At 36.7% G+C, this 26,095-nt stretch carries 20 protein-coding genes; 11 read left to right on the forward strand and 9 right to left on the reverse strand.

The genetic code is table 11. The features are described from left to right. The first annotated feature begins 47 nt into the window (after positions 1 to 47). From agaF to INT04_RS02790, 5 genes are all read left to right on the forward strand, one after another. Positions 48 to 482 (forward strand): PTS galactosamine/N-acetylgalactosamine transporter subunit IIA, encoded by a 435-nt coding sequence (gene agaF / locus INT04_RS02770; RefSeq protein ID WP_193014634.1) that lies wholly within the window; start codon positions 48 to 50, stop codon positions 480 to 482. After that, positions 479 to 1,648, forward strand: coding sequence for an N-acetylglucosamine-6-phosphate deacetylase (gene nagA / locus INT04_RS02775; protein WP_193014635.1), 1,170 nt, complete (start codon positions 479 to 481; stop codon positions 1,646 to 1,648). Before agaF ends, nagA begins: the two co-directional genes overlap by 4 nt. A gap of 43 nt (positions 1,649 to 1,691) precedes the next feature. Then, the gene (gene kduI / locus INT04_RS02780; RefSeq protein WP_193014636.1) at positions 1,692 to 2,522 is read left to right on the forward strand and encodes a 5-dehydro-4-deoxy-D-glucuronate isomerase; all 831 of its coding nucleotides are present in this window, start codon (positions 1,692 to 1,694) and stop codon (positions 2,520 to 2,522) included. Between the two features lie 79 nt (positions 2,523 to 2,601). Then, on the forward strand, positions 2,602 to 3,357 hold the full coding sequence (gene kduD / locus INT04_RS02785; RefSeq protein ID WP_193014637.1) for a 2-dehydro-3-deoxy-D-gluconate 5-dehydrogenase KduD: 756 nt from the start codon (positions 2,602 to 2,604) through the stop codon (positions 3,355 to 3,357). A 17-nt stretch (positions 3,358 to 3,374) separates the two neighbouring features. Then, complete coding sequence (locus tag INT04_RS02790; RefSeq protein WP_193014638.1) at positions 3,375 to 4,436, forward strand: glycoside hydrolase family 105 protein; 1,062 nt, start codon at positions 3,375 to 3,377, stop codon at positions 4,434 to 4,436. Between the two features lie 689 nt (positions 4,437 to 5,125). On the opposite strand, the gene INT04_RS02795 is transcribed toward INT04_RS02790, so the two are convergent. From INT04_RS02795 to INT04_RS02830, 8 genes are all read right to left on the reverse strand, one after another. Continuing rightward, positions 5,126 to 8,167, reverse strand: a complete 3,042-nt coding sequence (locus INT04_RS02795) for a chondroitinase family polysaccharide lyase (RefSeq protein ID WP_193014639.1) — start codon at positions 8,165 to 8,167, stop codon at positions 5,126 to 5,128. Between the two features lie 54 nt (positions 8,168 to 8,221). After that, positions 8,222 to 11,284 (reverse strand): chondroitinase family polysaccharide lyase, encoded by a 3,063-nt coding sequence (locus INT04_RS02800; protein ID WP_193014640.1) that lies wholly within the window; start codon positions 11,282 to 11,284, stop codon positions 8,222 to 8,224. 11 nt (positions 11,285 to 11,295) lie between these two features. Continuing rightward, the gene (locus INT04_RS02805) at positions 11,296 to 13,461 is read right to left on the reverse strand and encodes an autotransporter domain-containing protein (protein WP_193014641.1); all 2,166 of its coding nucleotides are present in this window, start codon (positions 13,459 to 13,461) and stop codon (positions 11,296 to 11,298) included. A gap of 35 nt (positions 13,462 to 13,496) precedes the next feature. Further along, positions 13,497 to 14,381 carry an OmpG porin family protein gene (locus tag INT04_RS02810; protein WP_193014642.1) on the reverse strand — a complete coding sequence of 295 codons (885 nt, stop codon included), beginning with the start codon at positions 14,379 to 14,381 and terminating at the stop codon, positions 13,497 to 13,499. Between the two features lie 143 nt (positions 14,382 to 14,524). Continuing rightward, the gene (locus INT04_RS02815; protein ID WP_193014643.1) at positions 14,525 to 16,087 is read right to left on the reverse strand and encodes a sulfatase-like hydrolase/transferase; all 1,563 of its coding nucleotides are present in this window, start codon (positions 16,085 to 16,087) and stop codon (positions 14,525 to 14,527) included. A 330-nt stretch (positions 16,088 to 16,417) separates the two neighbouring features. Further along, complete coding sequence (locus INT04_RS02820; protein WP_193014644.1) at positions 16,418 to 16,906, reverse strand: N-acetyltransferase; 489 nt, start codon at positions 16,904 to 16,906, stop codon at positions 16,418 to 16,420. Between the two features lie 247 nt (positions 16,907 to 17,153). Then, on the reverse strand, positions 17,154 to 17,903 hold the full coding sequence (locus tag INT04_RS02825; protein ID WP_193014645.1) for a YadA-like family protein: 750 nt from the start codon (positions 17,901 to 17,903) through the stop codon (positions 17,154 to 17,156). 236 nt (positions 17,904 to 18,139) lie between these two features. Next, the gene (locus tag INT04_RS02830; RefSeq protein ID WP_193014646.1) at positions 18,140 to 18,967 is read right to left on the reverse strand and encodes a MurR/RpiR family transcriptional regulator; all 828 of its coding nucleotides are present in this window, start codon (positions 18,965 to 18,967) and stop codon (positions 18,140 to 18,142) included. Between the two features lie 494 nt (positions 18,968 to 19,461). Here INT04_RS02830 and INT04_RS02835 point away from each other — a divergent pair, with 494 nt between their 5' ends. The 6 genes from INT04_RS02835 to tehB all read left to right on the forward strand — a co-directional run bounded on the left by INT04_RS02835 (position 19,462) and on the right by tehB (position 24,604). Then, the gene (locus INT04_RS02835) at positions 19,462 to 19,662 is read left to right on the forward strand and encodes a hypothetical protein (protein WP_193014647.1); all 201 of its coding nucleotides are present in this window, start codon (positions 19,462 to 19,464) and stop codon (positions 19,660 to 19,662) included. A 314-nt stretch (positions 19,663 to 19,976) separates the two neighbouring features. Continuing rightward, entirely contained in the window at positions 19,977 to 20,531 is a 555-nt protein-coding gene (locus INT04_RS02840) for a cytochrome b (protein WP_193014648.1), read from the forward strand. Between the two features lie 33 nt (positions 20,532 to 20,564). Beyond that, entirely contained in the window at positions 20,565 to 21,143 is a 579-nt protein-coding gene (locus INT04_RS02845; RefSeq protein WP_193014649.1) for a YceI family protein, read from the forward strand. Between the two features lie 247 nt (positions 21,144 to 21,390). Then, entirely contained in the window at positions 21,391 to 22,476 is a 1,086-nt protein-coding gene (locus INT04_RS02850) for a linear amide C-N hydrolase (RefSeq protein ID WP_193014828.1), read from the forward strand. 79 nt (positions 22,477 to 22,555) lie between these two features. Beyond that, entirely contained in the window at positions 22,556 to 23,671 is a 1,116-nt protein-coding gene (locus tag INT04_RS02855; protein WP_226893943.1) for an NAD-binding protein, read from the forward strand. Positions 23,672 to 23,749: 78 nt separating this feature from the next. Then, positions 23,750 to 24,604, forward strand: a complete 855-nt coding sequence (gene tehB, locus INT04_RS02860) for an SAM-dependent methyltransferase TehB (RefSeq protein ID WP_193014651.1) — start codon at positions 23,750 to 23,752, stop codon at positions 24,602 to 24,604. 72 nt (positions 24,605 to 24,676) lie between these two features. On the opposite strand, the gene clcA is transcribed toward tehB, so the two are convergent. Continuing rightward, positions 24,677 to 26,095, reverse strand: a complete 1,419-nt coding sequence (clcA, locus tag INT04_RS02865; RefSeq protein WP_193014652.1) for a H(+)/Cl(-) exchange transporter ClcA — start codon at positions 26,093 to 26,095, stop codon at positions 24,677 to 24,679.

Below are 26,095 nucleotides of genomic sequence, written 5' to 3' on the forward strand. Positions count from 1 at the left end.
GCTATAAACGGGCAGGAGAGCTTTCTGCTGCCCGCAAGGAGTTACTCATGATAGGTCTTATTGTGTCAGGACATCTTAATTTTGCTTCTGGTATGGCATCCGCCGTAAAAGCGATTGCTGGCGAGCAAGAAGATATCGCATTTATCGATTTTGTTGAGTCAATTTCTCCTGATGAACTTGAAGAAAAAATGCGTGAAGCGATTAATTCAATGTCATGTCAGCAATATCTGTTCTTAACAGATTTACCCGGAGGAACCCCTTGTAATCGAGCCATGGCAATCATGATGCAGAACCCTGCTGTTGAAGTGTTAGCCGGGGTGAATCTACCGATGATTGTTAATGCGGCTTTTGAACGAGAAGGGTGTTCAACGTCAGAGCTAGTGCAAACGTTACGCGAAATTGGTCAAGACAGTATTCAAAATATTCGTGAGCAATTATCACAAATAGATATCAATGATGCACAAGAAGAAGACGGCTTATGAGTCAGCAATATGCCATTTTAGCAGATAGAACGTTTACGCCTGACGGTATTCGTTATCTGTGTTATGTCCGCATTCAGGGTGAAAATATTGAATCAATCACCACGGAGGCACCAACAGATTGCCCCATTATTCGCCTAAAAGGAAAATCGTTATTACCCGGTTTTGTGGATATCCATATCCATGGTCGTGAAGGTGCGGATGTTATGGATGCAACTAAACAAGGGTTACAAACCATTGCTGATGCTTTAGTGAAAACAGGCGTTGTAGCGTGGGTTGGAACAACGGTTACTGCGCCTATAGATGATATTCGCAATGCATTATCACAAGTACGTACGTTCTTATCAAAGCCACAAACGTCCGGTGCATTGTTGCTTGGGAGCTTTTTAGAAGGACCTTATTTTACCGAGCGCCATCGAGGCTCTCATCCGGTGAAATATCTAAAAGCACCGACAATATCAGAGTTAGAAACATTGCTTGAAAGTGCAGGTGACACATTATTGCGTGTCGCTGTTGCGCCAGAAGCACAAGGTTCAATAGAAGCGATTGATTGGTTGGTCAATCGAGGCATTAAACCTAGTGTGGCGCATACCGCAGCAACGTATGAGCAAGCATCTCAAGCATTTCGGCATGGCGCTGATTGTGGTGTGCATTTGTATAACGGCATGACAGGACTACATCACCGTGAACCGGGATGTTGTGGTGCTGTGTTATATCACGATGTATTAGCGGAATTGATTGCCGATGGCATTCACGTTCATCCGGTGATGATGCAATTAGCGTATCGTATGAAAGGCTACCAACAACTTGCGTTAATTACAGATTGTATGCGCGCAGGGGGATTGCCTGATGGTGATTATACGCTGGGTGCACAAACAGTGAGTGTTACTCAAGGGCAGGCTAAAACAGCAGATGGCTCTTTGGCTGGGAGTACCTGTAGCTTAGATAGTGCATTGCGAAATATGGTGCAACTTGCGCATGTTCCTGAGTGGGAAGCGGTACAAATGGCGAGTGCGATCCCCGCCGAGTATCTCGGTATCGGGGATAAATTGGGATATATCAAAGTAGGGCGACAAGCCAGCTTTGCTGTGGTGGATGAGTGTTTTCATCTCACCGATACATTTATCAGAGGAAATCATATTTACTCTGCATCCAGGGATAATGCATAACATTTTTTAGTTATGCCCCATCAGTAAAAATGAGGTATTTATAATGGAAATTCGTCAGCCAATTCATAGTGAACATGCTAAAAGGCTTGATACAGAAGGACTTCGCAAGGAGTTTCTAATTGAGAACCTATTCTGTGAAGGGGAAATGAATCTCACTTATAGCCATATAGATCGCATTATTGTTGGCGGTATTGTTCCGACAATACTGCCTTTAGCCTTAATGGCAGGTAAAGCGTTAGGCGTTGATTTTTTTTTAGAACGACGTGAGTTAGGTGCTATTAATATTGGCGGTGCTGGCAAAGTAGTTGTTGATGGTGAAGTGTTTGATATTGGTCCTCGTGAAGCGATTTATATCGGAATGGGCGCTAAAAGTGTCGAATTTACCAGTGACAGTGTAGAAACGCCGGCACGTTTTTATATGAATTGCGCACCAGCTCATCATACTTACCCAACACGCAAAATAACGCAACAACAAGCCTCGCCAGAAAAAATTGGGAATGCAGAAAATTGTAACGTTCGGACTATTTATAAATTTTTACACCCTTCTGTATTGCCAACTTGCCAATTATCAATGGGTATGACGGTTCTTGAGCCGGGTAGCTTATGGAATACCATGCCTTGCCATACTCATGAGCGCCGTATGGAAGTGTATCTCTATTTTGATATGAAAGATGACAATGTGGTTTTCCATTATATGGGAGAACCGACGGAAACTCGCCATCTGGTAGTTCGTAATGAGCAAGCAGTGATAAGCCCTAGCTGGTCAATTCACTCAGGTGTGGGGTCTGCCTCTTATACCTTTATTTGGGGAATGGTCGGTGAAAATCAGGTCTTCCACGATATGGATCATGTGGCAATGAAAGATCTGAAATAACCACGAATAGTTACATTTTCTTCTTACCCTACTTATAAAAAAGGTGTGGCAATAAAGCCACACCTGTGAGGTTACTGTTATGAATTTATTCGATTTAAGTGGCAAAGTTGCTATCGTCACAGGATGTAATACAGGTCTTGGTCAAGGGATGGCTATTGGTTTAGCCAAAGCCGGTGCAGATATTGTGGGTGTGGGTATTCAAGATGCACCTGAAACTCGCCAGCAAGTTGAAGCATTGGGTCGTCGTTTCCATTACATTACACAAAATTTAATGAAACAAGATAGATTACAAACGCTGGTGGATGAAGCCGTTTCTGTCATGGGGCGTATTGATATTTTGGTGAATAATGCAGGGATTATTCGTCGAGAAGACCTTTTAGAGTTTAGTGAAAAAGATTGGGATGATGTGATTGATATTAATCAGAAAACACTGTTCTTTTTATCACAAAAAGTAGCTCGCCAATTTGTGAAACAAGGTGCGGGCGGAAAGATAATTAATATAGCGTCTATGCTCTCTTATCAAGGCGGTATTCGTGTACCTTCTTATACGGCAAGTAAATCGGCTGTTATGGGATTAACGCGAGCATTGGCTACAGAATTATCTCAATACAATATTAATGTCAATGCAATTGCTCCGGGTTATATGGCAACGGATAACACTGCCGCCCTACGTGCTGATGAAGAACGTAATGCCGCTATTTTAGAGCGAATTCCGTTAGGGCGTTGGGGCGTACCAGAAGATGTCGCTGGCCCTGCGATTTTCTTGGCTTCTAAAGCCAGTGATTATGTTAATGGATATACCATTGCAGTTGATGGCGGTTGGTTAGCTCGTTAATTTGATGGAGAAATAGGATGGAACACGCTAATACTGAGGCTTTGCAAAGAGAGTTTGTGTTACAAAATATGAAGCGAGTGTATCGCTATCAATCGGCTAATCAAGTTCGCAGTGTTCGTCGCCGTAGTGGTAAAACCCGTTTTATTAAAGATACAGATTGGGAGCGCGGTGTTTTATGGAGCTGTGTGAGTGCTGCATGGCAAGCAACGCAAGATGAAGAGTATCTTAATGGTGTACTTAATTACACTTTACATACTGGGTTTAGAACAGGTCCCAACGCGCGTTTTGCAGATGATCATGTTTGTACACAAGCTTATCTCGCCATTAGCCCGCTTTTTGAACAAATTGAGGTGATTGAGTCCACAATCAAAGCGTTCGATATTATGCTCAATGAGCCTAAACCTGGACGTGAAGATTGGTGGTGGTGTGATGCGCTCTTTATGGCGCCTCCTGGATTTGCGGCATTAGCTGAAGTTACGGGTGAGCGGTGTTATTTAGATTATATGCACACTGCGTATTGGGATGCGATTGAGCATTTACGTGATCCTGAAACAGGGCTTATTTTCCGCGACCATCGCTATATTTCTGATGGTCAAGGCAATGAATTACGAGAAGCTAACGGTGAAAAGGTATTTTGGAGTCGTGGTATTGGTTGGGTTTTAGCCTCGATACCTCGCATCCTTCAATATATGCCTGATGATTATCATGGTCGTGAACGTTATATTGCACTGTTTAAAGAATTAGCGACATCTATCCTAGATTATCAACATGAAGATGGTTTTTGGCGAACCAGTTTACTCGACCCTGATAATTTTCCTGCGCCAGAAAGTTCAGCTACTGCATTATTTTGTTATGGGCTTGCATGGGGCGTTAATCAGGGAATATTAGAGAAAGAAATTTATTTTCCTGCTTTAAATAAGGCATGGTCGGCATTACAAACCTGTATTCATGACAATGGCATGATAGGTTGGGTTCAACTTCCTGCATTTAACCCTCGTGAAGTGAAGTTTGAACATAATATGGATTATGGTGCGGGTGTTTATTTATTAGCAGGAAGTGAAGTTTTAAATATTTTGTAAAATTGCTAGAGCTTTGATATTGACGCTTTGTTATTTTTCTTGCGCTTTACATGCCTTCCGCGCGCAATATTTTCCTATCTAGGATACCGACCAAATATAAGGTCGGTTTTTTTATTTTTAATATAATAAAAGGTAACAATAATCTGTTACCTCTTCTTGTTATAAATTCGGGTGCTTAGATTACAACACAATCATTGAATAAGGAAACTGTGGGGGAACGCTCCCCCACAAGATTAATATAAAGTGAAAGCTATATTAAACTGAATAATTAAATATCTATTCGGTGGTGTGAATAAATAAGATATTCATTCCCCAATAATACGTGGCTTGATATTATCATGGTCACGATCATTAGCCCGATAAAAGAATATTTTTTCATTTCCTCTTGCACTCCGATAAGAATGGAGGCAAAATCAAATTGTTGGGTAAGATTTGGCCTCGGTTAATGTTAATAACATAATCGGGGCTTTTCTCTTTCTGGTGCTTGCAAAATGCTTGAACCAGATTGATCCAAGCACCCGCGCAGAGAATAACAAAATAATCATTGAGCACAACACATTTATTATCAATAATAAATCTATTGATTTCTTCTAATTATTTTTAATAATTAATTAATTCGTTAATTTATTTTTAATAAAAGAGAGTCTAGATATTTTATATCGAGGCTCTCTAGTTTAAAAGTTAAGGGATTACTTAACTAAATTAATAACAGTCGGTGTTGCCTGTATTGTTGTTGTCGTAATAAGAGTGTTTTTATTGTGATGCTTAATAATAACACCGGATTGAGGCATTGCTAATTTCCATATTCCTTTTACGGCAATGGTGCTGTTTATTGGTTGCGATTCTGCTGTAAGCCAATTTCGAGAATAAACACTGACTTCAATTTGATTATTCTTATCATCAACTTGATCTGCTTCAATACCTTGATATAAATTTAAATCAGGATTAACAATGCTTAATGTTAATTGTTGATTTTGTGCTTTAGCCATCACTAATGTTGGTGCATCACTTGATAATAATATTGCATCAGGTGACGCTAATTGAGACGGTTCAAAAAAAGCATAACCCTCTTCTTGAGTTATTTTGTCTTTTACTGCATGAAGTTGATTATTATGTTGCAATACGATGTATTCGGGTGCTTGATGATCTTGTGCGTCAATAGCTATCGTATATTCATAATTAGCATTATTGGGCGCTTTACCGTGTGAAATAACCGCAGTAGCAAATAATTGTTCAGTAGGTTTTGAATCTCTATCATCAACGGATTGTTGTTTTTGATAACTAAATTCTACATTTTGTCCTTTAGCAAGCTTATATAAATTTCCTGCAGGATCAATTAAGGTGTCGGCATTATTTAAGGTTAATTGAGTACCTAATTGGTTTACTTCTTTGTCATTAATTATCACTGATTGTAATTTAGGAACGGCAAACTGGAATAGTGTTGTTTCTGTTGTATGTTGTTTATCATCATTTTCAATACCAGAGCCTAAAGCAATAACGCGATTATCAAATAAGAAATAGGATTTATTTCCTCTTAAGCTCTGTTGCTGATACTTACTGTGACCATACAATTTCATGGCAAACATACTGTTATTATTGAGCGTATTTGCGCCAGAGTAACTTTCTGTTGAAAGTAACATCTCTTCAATGCCAGCGCTGGGTAATTGGTTTAGCTTTGCTTCAAGTTCGTTATAAGGAAGGTGAATAGTGGTTGTACCTGGATATCGATTCCAATCCCATCCAGCATGGCTAAACCCCGATTGAGTTAAATCAGCCGGAATAATTTCTAATTGTCCATATTGTAAATAGCGTCCATAACGATTGTTATTTTCATAACTTTCATTACCAACAAGATAACGACTAAAACCACGCGCTATGGCGAGCCAGCTTTGTTGTGGTGATTGAGTCGATGCTCTTCGTTGTATTGCCATAGATGCATAATTCATTGCCCATGCGCCAACCGGTTCACTTTCAGCGTTAATGCCTTCAAAACGCTCTTTATTGTTTAATTTTGCATAAGCCGCAGCAAGTGAAGTATCTAACTTTTGCTTACCATCTGGGGTTCCTGCTAATGCCATCCATTTAAATGGCGCGATCCCTATTTTATGCAACCCTGTTGGGTGACGACCACTTAATACCACAGGAATTTGCATCTCTTTGGTGTAGATCCGCATTTTTAACAAAACATCTTTTAAACGCTCATGTGCTAAAGTCGATAAGCGAAAAGGCGAATCACTTAATGCATAAACACTCGGTGCTAAGCCACCAAAAGCATCTTTAGCGTAGGCAGGGTAATGTTGTGAGTGATGGAAAATAGAACCATCAGATTTAAAACCGCCAGCCACACCTTTTGAGCTTAGTATGGTTCTATTTAACCAACTTTGCAGTTGTGCTAAGGCTTGTTGACGTTGCTGATAATCAGGCAACATTAATAAGCTTTTTATCATCCACTGCAATTGAGTGTTGAGAATATCAACATTTGCATCAACAATTTCATTCTCTTTTTCGAAAATTCGTCCAGTGGCGTTGTACCACATCATCGCTTGTTGAGTGGGGGCTAAAAGGTTATTTTTTGCGAGAATATGGCGCCCAATAAACCATGCATCAAAAAGCTCTCTGGTTTGATAACCAACATGAGTAATAATTTGATAACCACTACCTTGTGTAAAACCTTGTTCAAGGACGTAACGAGTGCCTAATAAATAATGGTCTTCTAATTTTTTTCTCTCTGTAGCTGATAATGAATTACTACGTAAGTAAATAGCGGTTTGAAGAAGTGTTTTACCCACATCTCTTAGCATATTCGCATCAAGTAATGTGTTTTTCATCTCTTCACTAAATACACCTTCGACTTTCATAAAATTTTGCCGATTAGGGTGATCGAGTGCTTTTCCTGTGATTGAGCCATCAGCGTGTTGTGTTAGCCCTAATTTTTCCCAGAGTACTAAATTCTTATCGAGCATGTCTGTGGTGATTTTTTTATCACTGTTAATTCCCTGATAATACTCAAAACGCTGATAAATCGAAGCCATCTCAACTTGGTCGTCGTGAAATTCAGTATTGAAGTTTAAAGCGGGAATATGGGCTTTAAACATTTGATCGTACATCAATAATGCACTCCAGTTTTTACTGACCATTGTGTTTACTGCATTATTTACGTACGGTGTTTGATAGTCAGGCACGGCCCAGCGATTGTCTAACGGTACACTCATGATGATTTGATCAAAAAAGAGAGTTCCGGCTTGGTTTGGTGCCGTGATCACTAATTGATCAAACTGACCTTTTGCGTCGCCTTGCATATCATGAAAAGGAACGGCAATACCTCTCCATCCCGTAAAATTAAGTTGAGTATCAAAGCGTAACCCAACTTTATTATTTTGTTTAAATTGAAATATTAATGGGGAAGATTGAGGTTTTTCATTATATATCCACATCATAAACGTGAGTGGGGTAGCTGTATTTTTATCATCCTGGTAGTTAACAATATTATTTAGCGTTAATGTTGCTTGTGGTTGATATTGCCATTTGAGTGATTGTTCACCATCTTTAGCATGCTGTTTGCTCAGTGATAATTGATTATTATTCGAAGTGGTAAGGGTATTAGGCAGTTCATTTTCAAAGAGATAAATATCACCGAAAGTTTCATGAGAAAGAGAGGGTAATGCTTGTGCGGGTAATGATAAACAGAAGCTTAATGTAACCGCATGTGTTAAAGGATTTTTTATTAGCATTATCAGATTTCCTGCAAATCAAAAAGGAACGCAAGCGCGTTCCTTTTAATTAAATCAAGGGAGTGGTGAGAGTTTGATTTCTTGTGGAATACCAAAGTAACTGGTAAAAGTCAGCTCAGTATTATCACCTGAAACGTTATATTTCACTTCGCTATTTTTATCAGCAGATTGCCATTTACCATTAACGGTAATATTGATGGCGACAGGGGTTGCTGCTTTTTGGCGAGTCATATTTAAATCAGGTGTCACTGCACTGACAGTGAGCGTATTACCTTGATGATGAGTCATCACAATCGCGGGTTTATCGACTTTTTTGATCCATTTATCTTCAATGGAAGCTGATTGATAAAAAGAATATCCCGTCACATCACTGAGTTTATCGTAAATAATATGAACATCTTTATCTTTACGAAGGATCTGATATAATTCATTGTTTTTACGGAATTTTTCTGCTATTTCTCCCATTTTTTCAGGTGTCGCATCTAAAAAGATCATATATTCATAACTGGAATCTTTAGGTTGAGTGCTGTGATCAATCCATGCTGAACTGAAGTTTCCTTCTGTTGGTTGGCGATTTTTATTTTCAGCCGAAACCTGATGTTGGCGACTGATATTTACTTTTTCAGCTTGGGTAATTAAATAGCCATTACCGTTGCTATCAATTAGCCAATCTCCTTGCTTTAAGCTTGTTTGATAAGGAAAACCTTCAATTTTTTGCCCATTAATCCAAATTGCATTTAATGTTGGCGTAATGGCATGTTGGAATAACGTTGTTTCAACATTTTTATTTTTATCACCACTATTAATATGACTGCCCATAAAAATAAGGTGATTATCTGCCGCTAATACACTCTTTTTTGCAGTGAAGTTAGGATCGAAACGTTCAAGATTGGCAGGATAAATAAGATCGAATGCCATCATGCCATATTTACCTTCAAGGGATGATGTACCGCTAAATCCACGTTCTCCGCGCTGCATTAAGGTATGAGGTTTAGGGCTGTCTAGTTCTTTAAGAGAAAGATGAATAGAGGTTGCTCCAGGCATTCGATTCCAGTCCCAACCTTCTTGTTGATAGCCTTGTGAAAGTTGATCGCCATGACGAACAATTTGAGCTACACCATGACTTTGGTAACGACCATAACGGTTATCTTTGTTATAAATTTCAGATGACCAAACATTGGTGTTATAAGCTTTCAGTGTCACCATTTTATCTTGCCAGCGATGAATACCAAAAGCACCACCATTAAAGGCATAGAAGCCTTGTGGTAAAGCCGCCGGCGCAATAGTTTCCCCAAAAATAGTATTCGACTCATTTTGAGTTTTATCACTAATCGCTAGATAAATAGAGGCGAGTGTTTTATCAGGGGATGGTTTTGCAGACATGGCAAGCCAGTAGTAACCTTGAGCGACTGATTTTAACGAAGGTGAGTTAAAAGGGTGTCGCCCAGCAAGCGGTAATCCGACTTCAGGGTTACTGTAAATCCACGCTGAAACCATCGCTTTTTTTAGGTTATTCCAACCACTTTCACCAACCGCAAACGGGGTACCTCGTAATAAATAAATTAGCTGTGAGGCATTTTTAAAGGCAGGGAAAGAGTAACCCGGATAGTTACCTTCATGTCGCCAAGCGGTGCCGTCAGGGCGTAAACCATCTTTACCACCCGGTGGAACTTGAGTGAGTGCACCTGTAATATAATGACTGAAGGTATTGACTAAATTGATACGTTTTTGATCGTCAGGTTCTAACAATAAGAGCGCTAAATGTTGACGAGACAAAGTATTGAAATAGTCTAAGTCAGAGCTGTCCGCGCTTACTTTCATGTCAAAACTGCTTTTAAACTCTCGTGAATACCACAGTAATGAGTCATAAACTTGAGTTTGTAGGTTTGCTTCTTTTAAGGCATCCGACATTAATAACGTAGAAATATACCACCAACGAGAACTGTATCCCCAGTGATGGGTTGTAACCAATGCACTGCCTTTAACAAAGCCTTGATCTAATAAATGCTTGGTCATTAATAAGTACATCTGCTTTAGCTGAGCCTTTTGTGCGAGATCTTTTTCCAGTACATAAGCACGGCTAATATTAAACATCAATGTTGTGTAATTACCTAAAATAACATAATTATCAAATAGTTGTTTGTCGTGAGGGTTAAGATGTTCTGGTTGATAAATAATGGTTTGTTTATCGGTAATCAGATGTTTGCCTTGTACTGTGCCATCGGTTAACGTGAGAATATTAAGTGCATCAAAATCACTTTTTAGTTTATTGATATTCTCTTCTAGCGCGAGATTAGTCTCTTTTTCACCTCCAACAAATTCATTAATTAGGCGTTGGCGAATAAGGTCAATTGCCGCTAAATTTTCAGGCGTGACAGGAAGTGAGGGGTGTACATTATGAAACTGAATTTCAGGCTCTGATAAGCGTGTTTTTACTTGATCATCAGACCATTGATAACGAGCATCATCGACAGAAAACATAATTCGATCGATATAGATTTCACCTTGCCTCACATTTGAAGGGGCTTTAAAGCGGATGCTATCAACGTTGCCACCCAAAGAACGACCAATACTATCTTGAGTACCGTCAGAAGACGTATTCGTTGCATTTAAGGTCATTTCACGATTTTCAAGATCGTTATTTAAAGAGACGCCCACAGCACGCCAACCTGTAAAATTCAGTTTAACCTTAAAGCCAGCTTGAGCTTCGCTAGTTGCATTGAGTTTTTCCCCAAAATCAATAGCCAAATAACCATTAATGGGTTTTTCATTATAAAGCCAAAATGATAAAACAGGGGTAGATGCACGTCCCCATGCTTTAGAGGCTTCTTTATCGGTCGGAACAATGAGCTTTTTATGTAAAGTAAAGCTACTGCCACCTTTCCATTGCCACAAAAGGGATTGTGTACCCATGATGCTGCGTTTATCAGATAATGTCAGTGTTGAGTTTTTATCAGATGAAAAATCAGCTAATGGGTTATTTTGCGCAAAATGGTAGATTTCTGCCTGCATCAAATTATTAGGATCAAATGCAGGGTTGTTAGTGGCTGCAATGGCATTATAGGGGACTGATAATAGCCCCGTTATAGCAAGTGCAGTAAAGCGAAATATCGGCATTATTTTTCTCCTTAGAAACGCTGGCTAATGGTGAAGCCAATACGTCCTTCATTGAATTTGTTATAACGCTGATATCCCATTGTTGTACCCAAATTTAATGACTGGGTAATATCAAGATTTGCACCTAGCTCAGCACTAATAATGTCGCCACCAACCGTATTTCCTTTAATATCAAAGGTGCTTCCTCCGGTATTAAAATAGGTGAGGCTGTGGCGCTGTTCGATATTATTATCACCCGCGATATCTTTGAAATATCGTAGATTAAGAGAGGGGGTTAATTTCCCGTAAGTAATTTGATAGCTATTCCATAAAGCAACGGAGCCACCCAATTGATTAACGGCATAGCGCTGACCATAAGTGCGCATAGATAAAGCTGAGCCTGTTTCTTCCCATGAATCAATATTGAGCCATTGATATTGGTAAGTCAGCATGGGTTTAATATGAATGAAATCAAAGTCAAAATAAGTGCCAGCATTAATCTGATAACCTAATTGCACGCCAGAATAATCACCTTGTGCTTTGGTATTTCCTTCCCATCCTGTGTTGCCACCAATATCACGCTCGCTATCAACAGTGTAATAACCAATATTTAAATTACCGTTTAGGAACAATGTGTCACTATACCAACCGGTGTAAGGCATAAATTCAAAATGACTAATTTCTTTTGTTGCATTGCGTTGTTTTGCATCTGCTTTGGCATAGTTATAAGCAAAAGAAACTCCGATAAGGGCATCTTGATTAATTTCATAATCAGTACCAATTTGAATACCCGTACGGTAAGTGTTGTAACCGTTAATACCGCCTTGATTGCTCTGAGTACCATAACCGTATAGCACATTGGCCCAGCTATTCCAGCCCGTCTCTCTTTCCTCAATTGGTAATTGGTTGTCATAACGTAAATAACGATGTGCAATATTATTACGCATATCGTCAACCATAATTAATCCCGCTTGAAGATCACTACCATCAGCCACTGGAGCTAAATCATTTGATAAAGTCGCTATATTATTATCATCGTTTCCGGCAGAAACTAATAAACTCAGTGCTTCATCTGAAACTTGGCTACGGGTATTATTAAATTCATTTAATACAGTTGGAATAACAAAATTTGCTGCGGCTAATCCATTTTCACTTACACCACCACGTTCAGCAGCACTGATAAAATTATTCCCACCTTCGTAACTAATACCATAACGAGCGACTAATTGATTCCCACTCACACCGCCACTAATATTAGGCGGTGTCGTTTCTAACCATGAATCTGTTTTTTCTAATAAAGGAGAAATGTCTGGTGCAATGGTATTAGCGTCAGTCACTGTAATCCCAGCTTCATCTTTAATTGCTGAATTGGAGGAGATTAAAACAATATCTTTATTAATGATGTTATCAACACTGGTGCCTTTAAAATCTAATTTGGCTTGGCTGCCTTTCTTAAAGGTGACATCACCGTCAACATGAAGAATAGTTTCATCAGTATTAGTATTATCATCAAGGCGGAAAATAAGCTGACTATTTTCCTTATTCATAAAATTCCCACCCCAATGAATTGTTTTGTCTTTCCCTTGAATAGTTAAATTACCGTGGTTTTCTATTAAAGGAACACCGGTAATTTGGTATCCATCAAATAAAGCATTTTGAGCCCCACCTTGATATGCAAAGTTTATTTTAGTGTCAGCATGACCATTTCCTAATATATCGCCATGGATCTCTCCATTTACATCACTTCTAAAACCAGTTTTCAGTGTTCTAAAATCAATAGCGGCGGTTTTTCCACGAATAATAGCACCGTCTCTGACATAAACGCCGGTGCCTCGTTTAGGAAAATCACCTTCAACCAATATTGCAGTGCCGTTCTCGCTAGTTACGTTTGCACCATTTAAATTGATATTGCTACTGAAAGAAGCGCCTTGATTTATTTTAATCGCACTTGCGCCATCACCCGTTACCGTAATATTTTTTGTTATCGCTTGCGCTTTATATTCTGTAGATGAGCCATTAAAGACAACACCATCACCTTGAGAAACGGTGATATCTTTATTTATTTGAGCGGTATTACCGTCATTAATATTAACAGTTTTACAAATAGTTAAATTAGGATCACATTCTGCTGCCCATGCCGAACTATAAATAGCAGATAAAATAGCAGCGCTCAAAAATAACATTTTTTTATTTTTCACAATATACTCCATGAACAATGATATGATTTTAATTATTAGAATGTCGCCCTGAATGAAACTTTAAAATAATCTTGAGTTGATTTTTTACCGTCATTTTTATTTTCAACTCTTTCATTATAATATTCTGTCATGACTCGCCATTGAGGTGATATTTGATAAGCCATTTGTAAGGTATAACGTGTCATATCTTTTTCGATATAATCACCTTTATTAGTTCTATCCTCTATCTTTCCAAAAATAGATTTACGCATTGATGGTGAAACAATTAATCCTATTGGTGTTGTCCAGTTGACGTACATACGGACTTGCTGATTATGGTTTGTCTCTTTTGTGTCGTATTCTTCATGTCGTATTGCTTGCTTACCACCATCAAAATAAGCAACAGTTGTATTGATATTGGGTGTCACAAAATAACGAATACCTGGTTCAATTTCCCAACCTAAATAATCTGTATTGGTGATACCATTGCTACGTTTATCTTCTTTCTTTTGTAAGCCAAATAGAACACTTCCCGTTAGCACCCAATCTTTATTAATGGGAAATTGGTAATTTGTTTTTGATTCATAAAAATCAATAGTTAAGCGACTGCCATTATCATAATTAGTGAGATCTTGACGTACTTTTAAACCAGGTTGGATCCAACCGTTATTTAATTTAAAACGATAGCTGCCTTGTAAATCATAACGCTGATAGCGGTTTTTATTGTCATGCTCACGTTGACGAAAACCAACATCAAAATACCAGTTTGATTTATCTGGATTGATGTTGAAATCTACACGATAACCCGCATAGTTATTGGGAGTATCATAATCTGCCGTCTCCCAAGAAAACATGGCGTTGACATTTGCTGCTTGAGAATAAAAAGACGTTAAACCTAAGCCAAGAAGAGGTAAGAAAAGAGCAATACGAAGTTTGTTCATAGTATATATCCAATTCTTTATTCGCTTTTATGTGTGTCAATTTTTAGGTGTAGGACATCGTTCCCTTTATTTAAATAAAAGGATTTTTTATATTAGCGAATCGGGTTTATATATAGCGCCATAATGCTATGGCGCAGATATTTTTATTTTTTTTCTTCACATGTTGATAATGTTTTATTTAATTTATTTGTTGTTGCCGTAATAAATTCAGAGGCGCGCCAAGAATCTCCTGTTTTTTCTAGCCAAGGGGTCAATTCTTCTTTAATTAATTTTTCAATTAAAGGCATATTGTCTTTGGCAATATTTTTCATCTGATAAGGATCATTTACATTGTCATATAAGGTATATTTCAATGGCTGACCATCTTGTCTATCTATAACGAGTGTATGTGTTTTGGTCCTGACGCCTCGTTTACCAAATGAAGGTTCTCCATAAGGAATAAAAAGATAGAGCTGCGAGTTTGCTGTGTCGCCTTTACCTGTGACCACTCGGTTTGCCAGATCACTGCCTTCTACAGAATCAGGGATCCAGTCTGATAAACCAAGTAACCCTAAAATAGTAGGGTAAATATCAGGTGCTGACATTAATGCATCGTCAGAGCCTGGTTTAATTTTACCTGGTAATCGAAACATCATCGGAACACGCATAGATTCTTCATAAGGGTTATTTTTTGTTGCTTGCCCATTTGCCCCTAAGCAACTGCCGTGATCCGAGAAGAATACAACGAGGGTATTATCCGCAAGACCTTGTTTCTCTAATTCATCAACGATACGACCAAACTGTTCATCAACACCGTTGACCATCGCCATATATTCTTTGAAATATTGAGGGCCATAACCTTCTTGGTATTCACTATCCCATTGCACATTAGGGCGAGTATTGAGTTCTTTTGATGTTTTACCTTGATAAGTATCGAGGTATTTTTTCGGCACTTGATCATAAGGAGAATGAGGTGGATTCATTGAAACCACTAATGCAAAAGGTTTTGTGTTATCTCTAAATTGATTATTTTCATTTTTGAGAAACTTGATAGCCATATCCGCTTCATGTTCAGGCCCCCATTGATCGATGTAAATAGGCTTATCACGAGGGGTATCGTTTGCCCAATACATTGGTTTTAAATGTAAATCATAGGTGCCATAAGAGTACCAAAAATCAAAACCATGGCGTCTATCGGGGGCGGCCCACTCATTCCAATATCGGCCTTCCATCGGATTATTATAACTTTCAATAAAAGGCTGGTAAGGCGCATCAAGATGCCACTTGCCAATATAACCTGTGCTGTAATCAAGAGATTTTAAAACATCAGACCAACATTTCGCATAAGGAGATAAATCAATACCCACTTTTCCACCATAGTCATGCGCATTACCTGTAATACCATTACGAACAGGGTATTGCCCCGTCATAAACATGCCTCGGAAAGGGGAGCATAAGGGGTAATTGGACGCCATTTGCGTCATTACTTTGGCTTGCTTCGCAAATTTATTCAAATTAGGTGTGATTGATGGATCTTCCCCCATAAACTGTAATGCGTGGGCTCGCATTTCATCAGGAAAAACAATTAATAAATTAGGCGCGTTTTCTGGTCGCGTTGGTTTGTTAGATGTTGAGCTCCCTGAATTAGCAAGAACAGGGGTAGAAACAGACATTGCTGCGCCGCTGGCTGCGAGTCCTTTGATAAAAGTTCTGCGGGAAACAGTCATTGCTCCCTCCTATTTTACGTTTACTTTCGAATTGGTGTCTTTTATCTTATTTATACTTTTGTATAAGATCAAAAAGTAAGTTAACGAAAGATTCATATTTGAAAGGGAGATCACAGAATGATGTCAAATTGTAAGCAATTCGACAGTCTAAATAGGCGTTGAAATATTGTTAAGAATAGATTAATTTTTCCTTATTTTTTATTATCCATTTGATTTTTATTGTTTTTTATTGGTTTTTGTCTGTTTTTGAAAAAACAGAGTGAAGTTCTGATTTTTAGTCATAATATTTTTGAGCAGGCAGTGATGATTATTTTCTTTCGTTTGTTTTCATTATCCTTTAATGACCCACCAAAATTTTCCTTTGAATTCAAAATTCTTAATAGGCTCCATGCCTAATTTTTGGTGTGCTTTGAGTGAGCGTATATTTTCACTATTAACAAAGGCGATAGGATGCCCACCATGCAAAGCGCATATGTGTTGATAAAGATCCTTTAATAACGATTTTCCACGATGTGATTGTTCAATACAAACAGGCCCATAAAACCAGTTATTTTGTGTTATTTCTGGATAACGTCGATTAATTTCTTGGGCGATAGGGGGAATTGAAAAAGAGGTTACTGGGAAACTGAAAACAACAGCAACGATATTCTCTTGATAAAGTGCAACAAGGGTATTTGTACTACTTTGATACATTGCATCAACTTTATTCTGAGGATATTCGCCATATAATCCACCTTGTTGAGATTCTGCATTTGCCTGTAATAAGTGCGTTACTGTGCTGATATCTTTAGATGTCATTTTTCGAAATATATAATTCATTTTTTATTCCTTTGTGTTCTAATTTATACTATTAGTATATAAAAAATAATATATATTACAAAAGGATATTAAAAACACTAAAGGTAATCTTATCTATTCAGTGGCGGTTGGTTTTATTATTCGTTGATTCTCTTATTTTTAATAACGATATTTTTATGAAAAGCAGTAATACTAAATTATTATTACTGCATTATTTATAGTAATATTTTTTTAACTTAAACTATAAAATTATAGAGAAAGAAGAGGGTTACCAACCATAAGCTAATCCGCCACCGATAATAATTTCTTGTTCACTGTTTATCGATGAGTTTAATCTAAATGCTGTATTATTATTTGGTTTATATTGTACACCTCCCGCAAGTGCTGTCCCTGTGCGGTAATTACTGATACCAATTCCGCCACTAAAGGTATGGTGAGCAAGATAAGGAATACTCGTCATCGCAACGGTAGATGCAATACCTGCAAAGACTTTTTTTTCTAACGAAATGATTTTTTTATCTAAATGGGATATTTCATCAGTAATAGAGGCTTGTCTTTTTTTATAGTAGTTATCAAAATCAGTAAGATTGGTTTTAATATTACTGATATCTGCATTTATACTTCTTTTAAGCTGATTAAGTGTATTATTTGTTGTTATTCTGTTTTTATCTACCATTTTTTTTGTTTGAATAAAATTAACCGCATCTGTATTATCTTTGCCTTCGCTAATATTTACTAATCTTGACGTATATTTATTTTCAATATTTCCAAATGAAACGGTATTTTCTTCTGTTGATAATGCATTGTAGCCAATGGCAACAGAGTGCATATTTTTAGCTTGGCTATTTGTTCCTATTGCAATAGAACCATTACCTGAGGCTTTGCTGTTATCTCCCAATGAAACACTGGGAATGTTAATTAAAATAGGTGTTTCTTTATCTTCTTTTATTGAATGAGTGTTTGAATAAGAGAAGCATGGAAATAATAAAATCAGTAAAAATAATTTTTTAAATAGCATTTTATTTAATCCTGTAAAGAGAGTCAGGGGGAATAAAACAATGCTAAATGATTGTTTTTTTCATCTCAAATAAAACATTCTGGAATTACTCTTAAAAATAGTTTTAAATAAAATTCTAAGTTATTTAATGTATAGATAATTATTGTATTCTAATCCTATTAGAAAAATGAGTATGTAGACTTTATGTTTCAAAGGACTGCACCTTAATTAAGATGCAGTTTAGGATAAAAGCTTAACTAATGTTTTTTTCGGAAGGCAAAAGCAACTGAGATTGCTTGTAGTAAACACATTGTTGATGTTTGAGAACGAAAAGTTTTTATTTGAGCTTCTTTTACTGTTAGACAAACATCACTCAAACTAGCCAATGGGCTAATGGGGCTATCTGTCACTACTATCTGTTTTGCTTCTTTGTATGTTGCCATTTCACACATTTTTTGCATTTCATCTGAATACGGGTGGAAATGAATGCCAAAGAGCAGATCTCGATGTGTGATATTTCTCAATTGCTCTTTATACATTCCCCCTAAGCTGTTTACAAAAACGGTTTCACAGGGGATGTGCGAGAGTGCATGAAAAAAATAACTTGCAGCACTGAATGAGTGATGAAAGCCACAAATATAAATTGTTTCAGCATGTTCGAGTAATTGTAATGTTTTATTTAACATTTCTCTGTGAGTCTGATTAGCCAATTGTTGCAATGAATGGCTATTTGCTTGCGCAAATTCTTGCAAAATATAGGCTGGCTCATTCAGATTGGGTGGTTCCTCTTTATATTTCTGTTTATAAGTTAAATTTTCATTTTCATTTACCATTTCATTCATCAAATGATGTTGAAATAACTGTTTCATTTCATTAAAACCATTGAAATGAAATGCATTGGCAAAACGAATTAATGTCGATGGAGGAACATTTGCTTTATCTGCAAGGATTGCAATTGTATCAAATGCCACACTGTTTTTATTATCAAGTAGATAATGTGCAACCTGCTGTAGCCTTTTACTTAATCCATTATAGCGGGAGCGAACTTGTTCCTGTAGTTCATTCAGATTTGTTGCAGTAGACATAGTGCCCTCAATAAAAATACTGCTGTAATTGTAGTGTTTTTTGCGTGGAATTTGAATGTTTTTAGCTAATAGTAATTAAAATGAAATATAGAGTTAATTCCAAGTAAATGAATAACCTAAAGGCAATTATTTGATGTTTAAAACTCTATTTTATTTGTTTGTTATTAATTCAATTATTACCAATTGAAATTAATTTTCTTTATTTGGTGTTGAGTGAAATTATTATTTCATTTAATTAAGATGACATTAATAACAATATCATCTTAATTTAAGCCGTTTTGTTTTATTTAACCTATTTCATTTTATTTTGTTGTAAATTTAGCTTAGTTTGTTTTTTCTTATTGCGGTAGTGTGTATTATTTTAAATATGAAGTTTATTAATATCTTTGTGCGCAATGATTGATATTTATAATACGACGCTTGTTTTATTTGTTAATGATAGTAATTTATCACTATCTTAATTAAAATTTACTTTTATTGGTTGAAATTTTTATATGCAAAACGATCATCCGTGGATTAATTTATTAATGCACTATTTTCATGATCACTACTCAGAAATGATGCCTGTTATTTTTTTTATTTGTATTGTGGGTATTATTTTTGGTGTTGTACGTGAAATGCGTTGGTTATCTGTTTTTTTTACTGTTCCCTTAATTATTATCGTATTCTGTCTAATTAGTTCTAATTTAGGATAAGGACGAAATACAGTTGTTATTAAGGTTAGACAATTGTCGTCTTGACCTTATTTTATGTATGATGCTTTATTCTTCGCTTAATTCATTTCATTATGCTTATTACCTCTTATGCCTTTATTTTTTTAGATACGCTATTTCCAACAATTTCATTGATTAAATAATCAACATAGTAACTAATAAGAGCTCATTACTTATTGATTATTATTGATAAAGATAAGCAAATTATTTGTTGAATATTGGGCTAACATTTTATTTTCAATCCACTAGACTAGATAACATTATTTTAATGAATTAGAAACGATTGGGTTTTTATTATGCAATGGCGAAATAATACGTCTCGCTACGGGCACTTATCACTTCTTTTACACTGGGGCTCGGCACTTACTGTCTATGGCATGTTTGCTTTAGGGCTGTGGATGGTGACACTAGGATATTATGATAGTTGGTATCATTCTGCTCCTGAAATACATAAAAGTGTAGGTATTCTATTATTTATTATTCTGATATTGCGCGTGATATGGCGTTGGATGTCTCCACCTCCTAAAGCCTTATCAAGCTACAGTAAATTGACTCGAATTAGTGCTCATATCGCACATATGCTTTTATATTTAATCTTATTTTCTATTCTTATCAGTGGTTATTTAATTTCAACGGCTGATGGTCAAGCAATATCTGTATTTGATTGGTTTACTGTACCCGCTCTTTTTACAGGAGAAGGCCAACAAGCAGATTTAGCAGGAGATATTCATCTTTATTTAGCATGGGCTGTTGTTTTGTTATCGCTATTACATGCTGCAGGTGCTTTAAAACATCACTTTATTGATAAAGATATTACGTTAAAACGCATGCTAGGAATGCGAACTAAATAATTATATTTATAAAACAAGATTATGGAGATAACCATGTTTAAGAAAGCTTTATTGGGTTTAACTGCAGGTGCGTTGTTATTAAATGCAAGTACCGCTTTAGCAGCAGATTATGCTATAGATAAGCAAGGTCAACATGCATTTGTACAATTTCGTATTCAACACTTAGGTTATAGTTGGTTATACGGCACCTTTAAAGATTTTGATGGTACCTTTAGTTATGACAAAGAAGACCCGTCAAAAGATAAAGTTGATGTTGTGATTAAAACTGGAAGTCTGGACACAAACCATGCTGAGCGTGATAAACATTTACGCAGTGCTGACTTCTTTAATTCAAGTAAATACCCTGAAGCACGGTTTGTCTCAACCCAAGTTACTCGTGATGGTGAAAACTATGTAGTTGCAGGTGATTTAACATTAAATGGTGTGACTAAACCGATTTCATTAAATGCAAAATTAATTGGTGAAGGCACCGATCCTTGGAAAGGTTACCGTGCTGGTTTTGAAGCAACAGGTAAAGTAAACCTGAAAGAATTTAATATAAAATCAGATTTAGGACCAAAATCACAAGAAGCAGAATTAATAATCTCTGTTGAAGGTGTTAAAAAGGCTTAATTAAGTGCTTTTTGTAAGAAAATAAAATCCCTGGTTATCTAGATGATTGATAAACCGATACCTTAGTGTATCGGTTTTTTTATGCGCAATTATGATGAGTTGTTTTATACTAAGACAATAGTTCTTATTTTTTCATAGAGTTAATCAAGGCCTATTTATCAGCTAATCTATTTTATGTAAGAGCAAAAAATAAAAAAGAAGAAGAGTTTTCGCCATTTCATTCATTTATTTAACGGGAATAGAGTCAATAATGAAAATATTACGTCATGCTTTTTTGGGCACTTTACTTATTTCTGGTTTTTTAACAGCAGGTGTGACAGAGGTTGATGCATGTACTCGACTTGTCTATTTAGGCGATAATAATCAAATTATTACAGCTCGTTCAATGGACTGGAAATATGACATAGGAACAAACTTATGGATATTTCCTCAAGGTATGCAACGCTCAGGAGAAGCGGGTGATAATTCGATTAAATGGATATCGAAATATGGCAGTGTTATTGCGTCTGGTTATGATATTTCAACGACAGATGGGATGAATGAAAAAGGATTAGTCGCTAATTTATTATGGTTGGCTGAATCTGATTATCCTGCTTATACCAAAGAAAAACCCGCTATTTCAATTTCAGCGTGGGCACAATATGTATTGGATAATTTTGCTTCAGTGGAAGAAGCTGTAAATGCATTAGAAAGTGAACCGTTTATCGTATTGACGGATAACGTGCCAGGACAAGACAGAATGGCAACGTTGCATCTATCTCTTTCTGATGCCACTGGTGATAGTGCCATCATTGAGTATATCAACGGTAAACAAGTGATCCATCACAGCAATACGTATCAAGTGATGACGAATTCCCCTGTTTTTTCAGAACAATTAGCATTAAATAGTTATTGGCAACAAATCGGTGGAACTGTGATGTTACCAGGGACTAATCGTGCCTCAGATCGTTTTGCCAGAGCATCTTTTTATGTGAATGCTATTCCTAAAGCACAATCAAGTAAAAAAGCGCTTGCCAGTGTGTTTGGCGTGATCAGAAATGTGTCAGTACCTTATGGATTAAGTACTGAGGAATCACCAGAAATATCATCGACTCGTTGGAGAACCGTTGCTGATCATAAAAACCAATTATATTTTTTTGAATCTGCATTATCACCAAATACATTTTGGGTTAACTTAAAGGAAATTGATTTTTCAACCGAGAGCGGAAAAGTGATGACATTAACATTGGGTGAAGAGCAATCAACCATTTATTCTGCTAATGCAACAGGTCACTTTAAACCCGCAGCACCTTTTAAATTTCAAGGATTGGATAACATTCCTTTAAATAACTAATTGAGTATTCACGATATCTAATATGAAACTATCTGCAATACTAAATGTGATAGAGACATCTAAACTGACAAGAAAAATGATGTCTTTATTACTTATCTTAAATGGCATTTTTATCATTTACTCAATTTTGTTGTCCCGTGGTATTTATTTGGATTGGGAAATACATGGTTTTTCTGCGTGGCTTAAATCATTAGGCGTATTAAAGCTGCTTGATATACCTAAGGTGATGTTAGCCTGTGCATTAATGCTACTCTCAATATTTATGTATTTAGGTGCAAGAATAGCATGGTGTGTTTCTTTGATTTTATTAGCCACTATCGTTTTTCTTGATGTTGCGGTTTATCAGCAAATTGGCTTTCAAGCTTATTTTTCTTTTATTTTAGCTATTGGATTATTAATTAGTTGGCGAGCATTTCCACACCATAGTTTAACCAGTGCAGGGTTTGTTGCTTTTATTTGTATCCTATCTTTGCTGTTATTCTCAATGTTGGGAAGCCTTTATATTGGTGATGAATTTAAACCTCACATTACAACGTTAATGGATGCATTTTATTTTTCCATTGTGTGCATGACGACATTAGGATTTGGCGATATTGTGCCTATTAGCACAAATGCTCGTATTTTTACACTTACCGTTGTTATTTTGGGAATAACTGTTTTCACTACATCCATTGTCTATGTTATGGGATTTCTTGCTCGTGGGACTCGCGATATTGTTAAGAAAAGGATCGCTAAAATGCATAATCATTTTATTATTATTGGTTCATCAGCATTAGCTTCTCAATTAGAAAAAGGATTAAGAGAACAGGGAAAACCGGTGATTGCAATTTGTACAGATAAAAGTAAAGCTGTTTATGACGCACAAGCCAATATCATTGAAGGTGATCCAACTAATCTTAAAACATTACTGTCTGCTAATATTAGCAAGGCGAGTTGGGTGGCAACATTATCTGAGAGTGATGCAGAAAATACGTTTATTTTACTCACTATCCAAGAATGTTCTCATGTTAATGCCAAATTAATTACCATTATTAACCAAGATGAAAATAGGGATAAAATCAGTCGGTTACGTCCTGATATGTTGTTTTCTTTAGCGTCGTTAGGTAAAGAAATTATGATGAAAGTTTTATGCGGTGAATCTATTTCTTCATCAGATGTAACTGATTTGCTTTTAAACAAATATTTAAAATCATAATTTTGATAAAACGGTCTTTACGAACGATAATGATTACCATAAGATGTATTTAAAATACATCTTAAAAGAGGTCGAATTATGGAACTTGTTAGTTATAAAACAATGCCAGAGTGGACACGAACATCAATTCCTTTAGCGTTATTAGAGCGCCACAATACAAAAGAGGGGACTTATGCCCAAATGCGTGTTCTGCAAGGTAATATGACATTTGTGGTATTTAATGATGATGGTTCACAAGTTTCTGTGGATTGTGATACGGAAAATCAACCACCGTTAATTCAACCTCAGCAGTGGCATAAAATAGATAAGGCGAGTGATGATGTGCGTTGCCAGCTCTCTTTTTTATGTGCTCCTGATGATAAACTCTTTAAAGAAAATGATTTATCACTACCGCATTCTGAAGTCCGTTACATGGCAACATTTACCCAGCCTTGTAAGGTCTTAGATTTAGGCGCAGGGCGTGGGCGTAATAGCTTTTATTTAGCGTCGCAAGGTTATGATGTCACGGCGTTAGATATTAATGCCTCGCATATCGATGCGATTGAAACCGTGAAAGCTAAAACAGGTTTAGCAGTGAAAAGTGGCTTATACGATATTAATGAGGCCTCTTTAACGGAAAAATATGACATTATTATCTCAACCGTTGTACTGATGTTCTGTCAGCGTGAACGTATTGAAAATATTATTAAAAATATGCAGGAATGTACCAATAATAATGGTATTAATGTGATTGTTTGCCCTGTTGAAACAGCGAATAGTGATCCTGCGGAAATTCCATTTAAAACATTTTTACGTCAAGGTGAGCTATCTGATTATTATAAAGACTGGGAAATCATTAAATATAATGAAAACCCAGGTCAATTACACAAAACTGATGCAAATGGTAATCGTATTGCCTTGAATTTTGCCACTTTAATTGCACGTAAAAAATAATTTAAATTAATTATCTCTTTTTAAATACCTCAATGATTTGGGGTATTTTTTTATCTTCTTGAGCCTGTTTTATTATTGTCGTGATTTATCCTTTTTAAGCTCATTGGCTTTATCTTCAGGTTCTTTATCCTCAGATTTTTGTAATATCCGTTCTAATAAAACGGTGTAAATAGGGCGACCACCTAATAGCTGTGCCAACATAGTGGCTCCTAAGCAAGTGATGATCATCGGAAGAATCAGTTGATAATTATCGGTCATTTCTAAAACTAAGACGATCCCTGTTAGAGGGGCCCTTACTGTTGCAGCAAATAAAGCGCCCATCCCCGCAATGGCAAAAGTACCAATTTGAATTTGGTAATCAGGAAAAAGTAACGTTGCTGTTAATCCGAATGCACTACCAAACAGTGTACCTAATGCCAGTGTTGGTGCGAATATTCCCCCTGGCGCGCCAGAGGCAAAACTAATAATCGATGTTATGGTTCGTAAAACAAAGAACAGTAACAATGCGATAAGAGAGTATTGGCCTGTGCTTAGTGAGGGAATGATGTTAAATCCACCGCCCGTTATTTCAGGAATGATTAATGCTAATAAGCCACAAAGCCCACCAATAATACCCCCCATTAAAACAAAACGGGATGTTTTATCTTGATAAAAACGTTGAAATTGAGTTTGAACATAAAAAAGAAGTTTGCTGAAGATGACGCCAATAACACCAAATAACATACCTAATACTAAATATAACCAAAGGGTATTGAGGGGGGCTGATGAAAACTTACCAATATGAATGACACCGCCTTCACCATTAAAAAGGCGAAAGACAATACAAGACATAATCACACCAATAAAAACGGCTTTAATTGAAATAAGGCTATATTTAAATTGAGGGCGCATCTCTTCAATAATAAATAAAATACCTGCAAGTGGTGCATTAAAAGCGGCTGTTAACCCAGCGGCTGCACCTGTCGCTAATAACGTGTGGCGTGATTCTTTATCATTTATGCGGGAAATGTCATTAACTAGCTGACCAATATTGGCCCCTAATTGAACCGTTGGGCCTTCTCGCCCTAATACCATGCCAGAGCCTAAAGTCCCAATACTGGCAATAAATTTTACCGGTAATACTCGCCACCAACGAACAGGGCGAATATCTATCATGGCACCTTCAATTTCAGGTATTCCAGAACCGCCTGATTCGGGTGAATATTTCTTCACTAAATAGTATCCCAGCATGGCAAGAAGCGAGGAAAAAAGTAACGTACTGGTTGCTAGAATATAAGGATTAGTGAAGCTTTTAATGAGTTCTTCTTGTCTGAAATTAATCACCCAACTTACACTTTTTTCAAATAAAACACCGACTAATCCAGCCAAGGAGCCGACTATTGCAGACAATAGCAGAATTTTCAGTGGTGCAAGGTTAGTTTCTTGCGCTTTTCTGAACAAATTAAAGCGCCGTGCATTTTGGGTGTTCTGTGCTGATTTATGATTATGCAT

It is taken from the genome of Proteus sp. FME41, from assembly GCF_014897315.1.
Taxonomy (GTDB): Bacteria; Pseudomonadota; Gammaproteobacteria; order Enterobacterales; family Enterobacteriaceae; genus Proteus.

Excerpts from the sequence above, each read along its gene's own strand:
- agaF (WP_193014634.1), top strand. The coding sequence starts at position 48 with ATGATAGGTCTTATTGTGTCAGGACATCTTAATTTTGCTTCTGGTATG.
- nagA (WP_193014635.1), top strand. The coding sequence starts at position 479 with ATGAGTCAGCAATATGCCATTTTAGCAGATAGAACGTTTACGCCTGAC.
- kduI (WP_193014636.1), top strand. The coding sequence starts at position 1,692 with ATGGAAATTCGTCAGCCAATTCATAGTGAACATGCTAAAAGGCTTGAT.
- kduD (WP_193014637.1), top strand. The coding sequence starts at position 2,602 with ATGAATTTATTCGATTTAAGTGGCAAAGTTGCTATCGTCACAGGATGT.
- INT04_RS02790 (WP_193014638.1), top strand. The coding sequence starts at position 3,375 with ATGGAACACGCTAATACTGAGGCTTTGCAAAGAGAGTTTGTGTTACAA.
- INT04_RS02795 (WP_193014639.1), bottom strand. The coding sequence starts at position 8,167 with ATGCTAATAAAAAATCCTTTAACACATGCGGTTACATTAAGCTTCTGT.
- INT04_RS02800 (WP_193014640.1), bottom strand. The coding sequence starts at position 11,284 with ATGCCGATATTTCGCTTTACTGCACTTGCTATAACGGGGCTATTATCA.
- INT04_RS02810 (WP_193014642.1), bottom strand. The coding sequence starts at position 14,381 with ATGAACAAACTTCGTATTGCTCTTTTCTTACCTCTTCTTGGCTTAGGT.
- INT04_RS02815 (WP_193014643.1), bottom strand. The coding sequence starts at position 16,087 with ATGACTGTTTCCCGCAGAACTTTTATCAAAGGACTCGCAGCCAGCGGC.
- INT04_RS02820 (WP_193014644.1), bottom strand. The coding sequence starts at position 16,906 with ATGAATTATATATTTCGAAAAATGACATCTAAAGATATCAGCACAGTA.
- INT04_RS02825 (WP_193014645.1), bottom strand. The coding sequence starts at position 17,903 with ATGCTATTTAAAAAATTATTTTTACTGATTTTATTATTTCCATGCTTC.
- INT04_RS02830 (WP_193014646.1), bottom strand. The coding sequence starts at position 18,967 with ATGTCTACTGCAACAAATCTGAATGAACTACAGGAACAAGTTCGCTCC.
- INT04_RS02835 (WP_193014647.1), top strand. The coding sequence starts at position 19,462 with ATGCAAAACGATCATCCGTGGATTAATTTATTAATGCACTATTTTCAT.
- INT04_RS02840 (WP_193014648.1), top strand. The coding sequence starts at position 19,977 with ATGCAATGGCGAAATAATACGTCTCGCTACGGGCACTTATCACTTCTT.
- INT04_RS02845 (WP_193014649.1), top strand. The coding sequence starts at position 20,565 with ATGTTTAAGAAAGCTTTATTGGGTTTAACTGCAGGTGCGTTGTTATTA.
- INT04_RS02855 (WP_226893943.1), top strand. The coding sequence starts at position 22,556 with ATGTCTTTATTACTTATCTTAAATGGCATTTTTATCATTTACTCAATT.
- tehB (WP_193014651.1), top strand. The coding sequence starts at position 23,750 with ATGGAACTTGTTAGTTATAAAACAATGCCAGAGTGGACACGAACATCA.
- clcA (WP_193014652.1), bottom strand. The coding sequence starts at position 26,095 with ATGCATAATCATAAATCAGCACAGAACACCCAAAATGCACGGCGCTTT.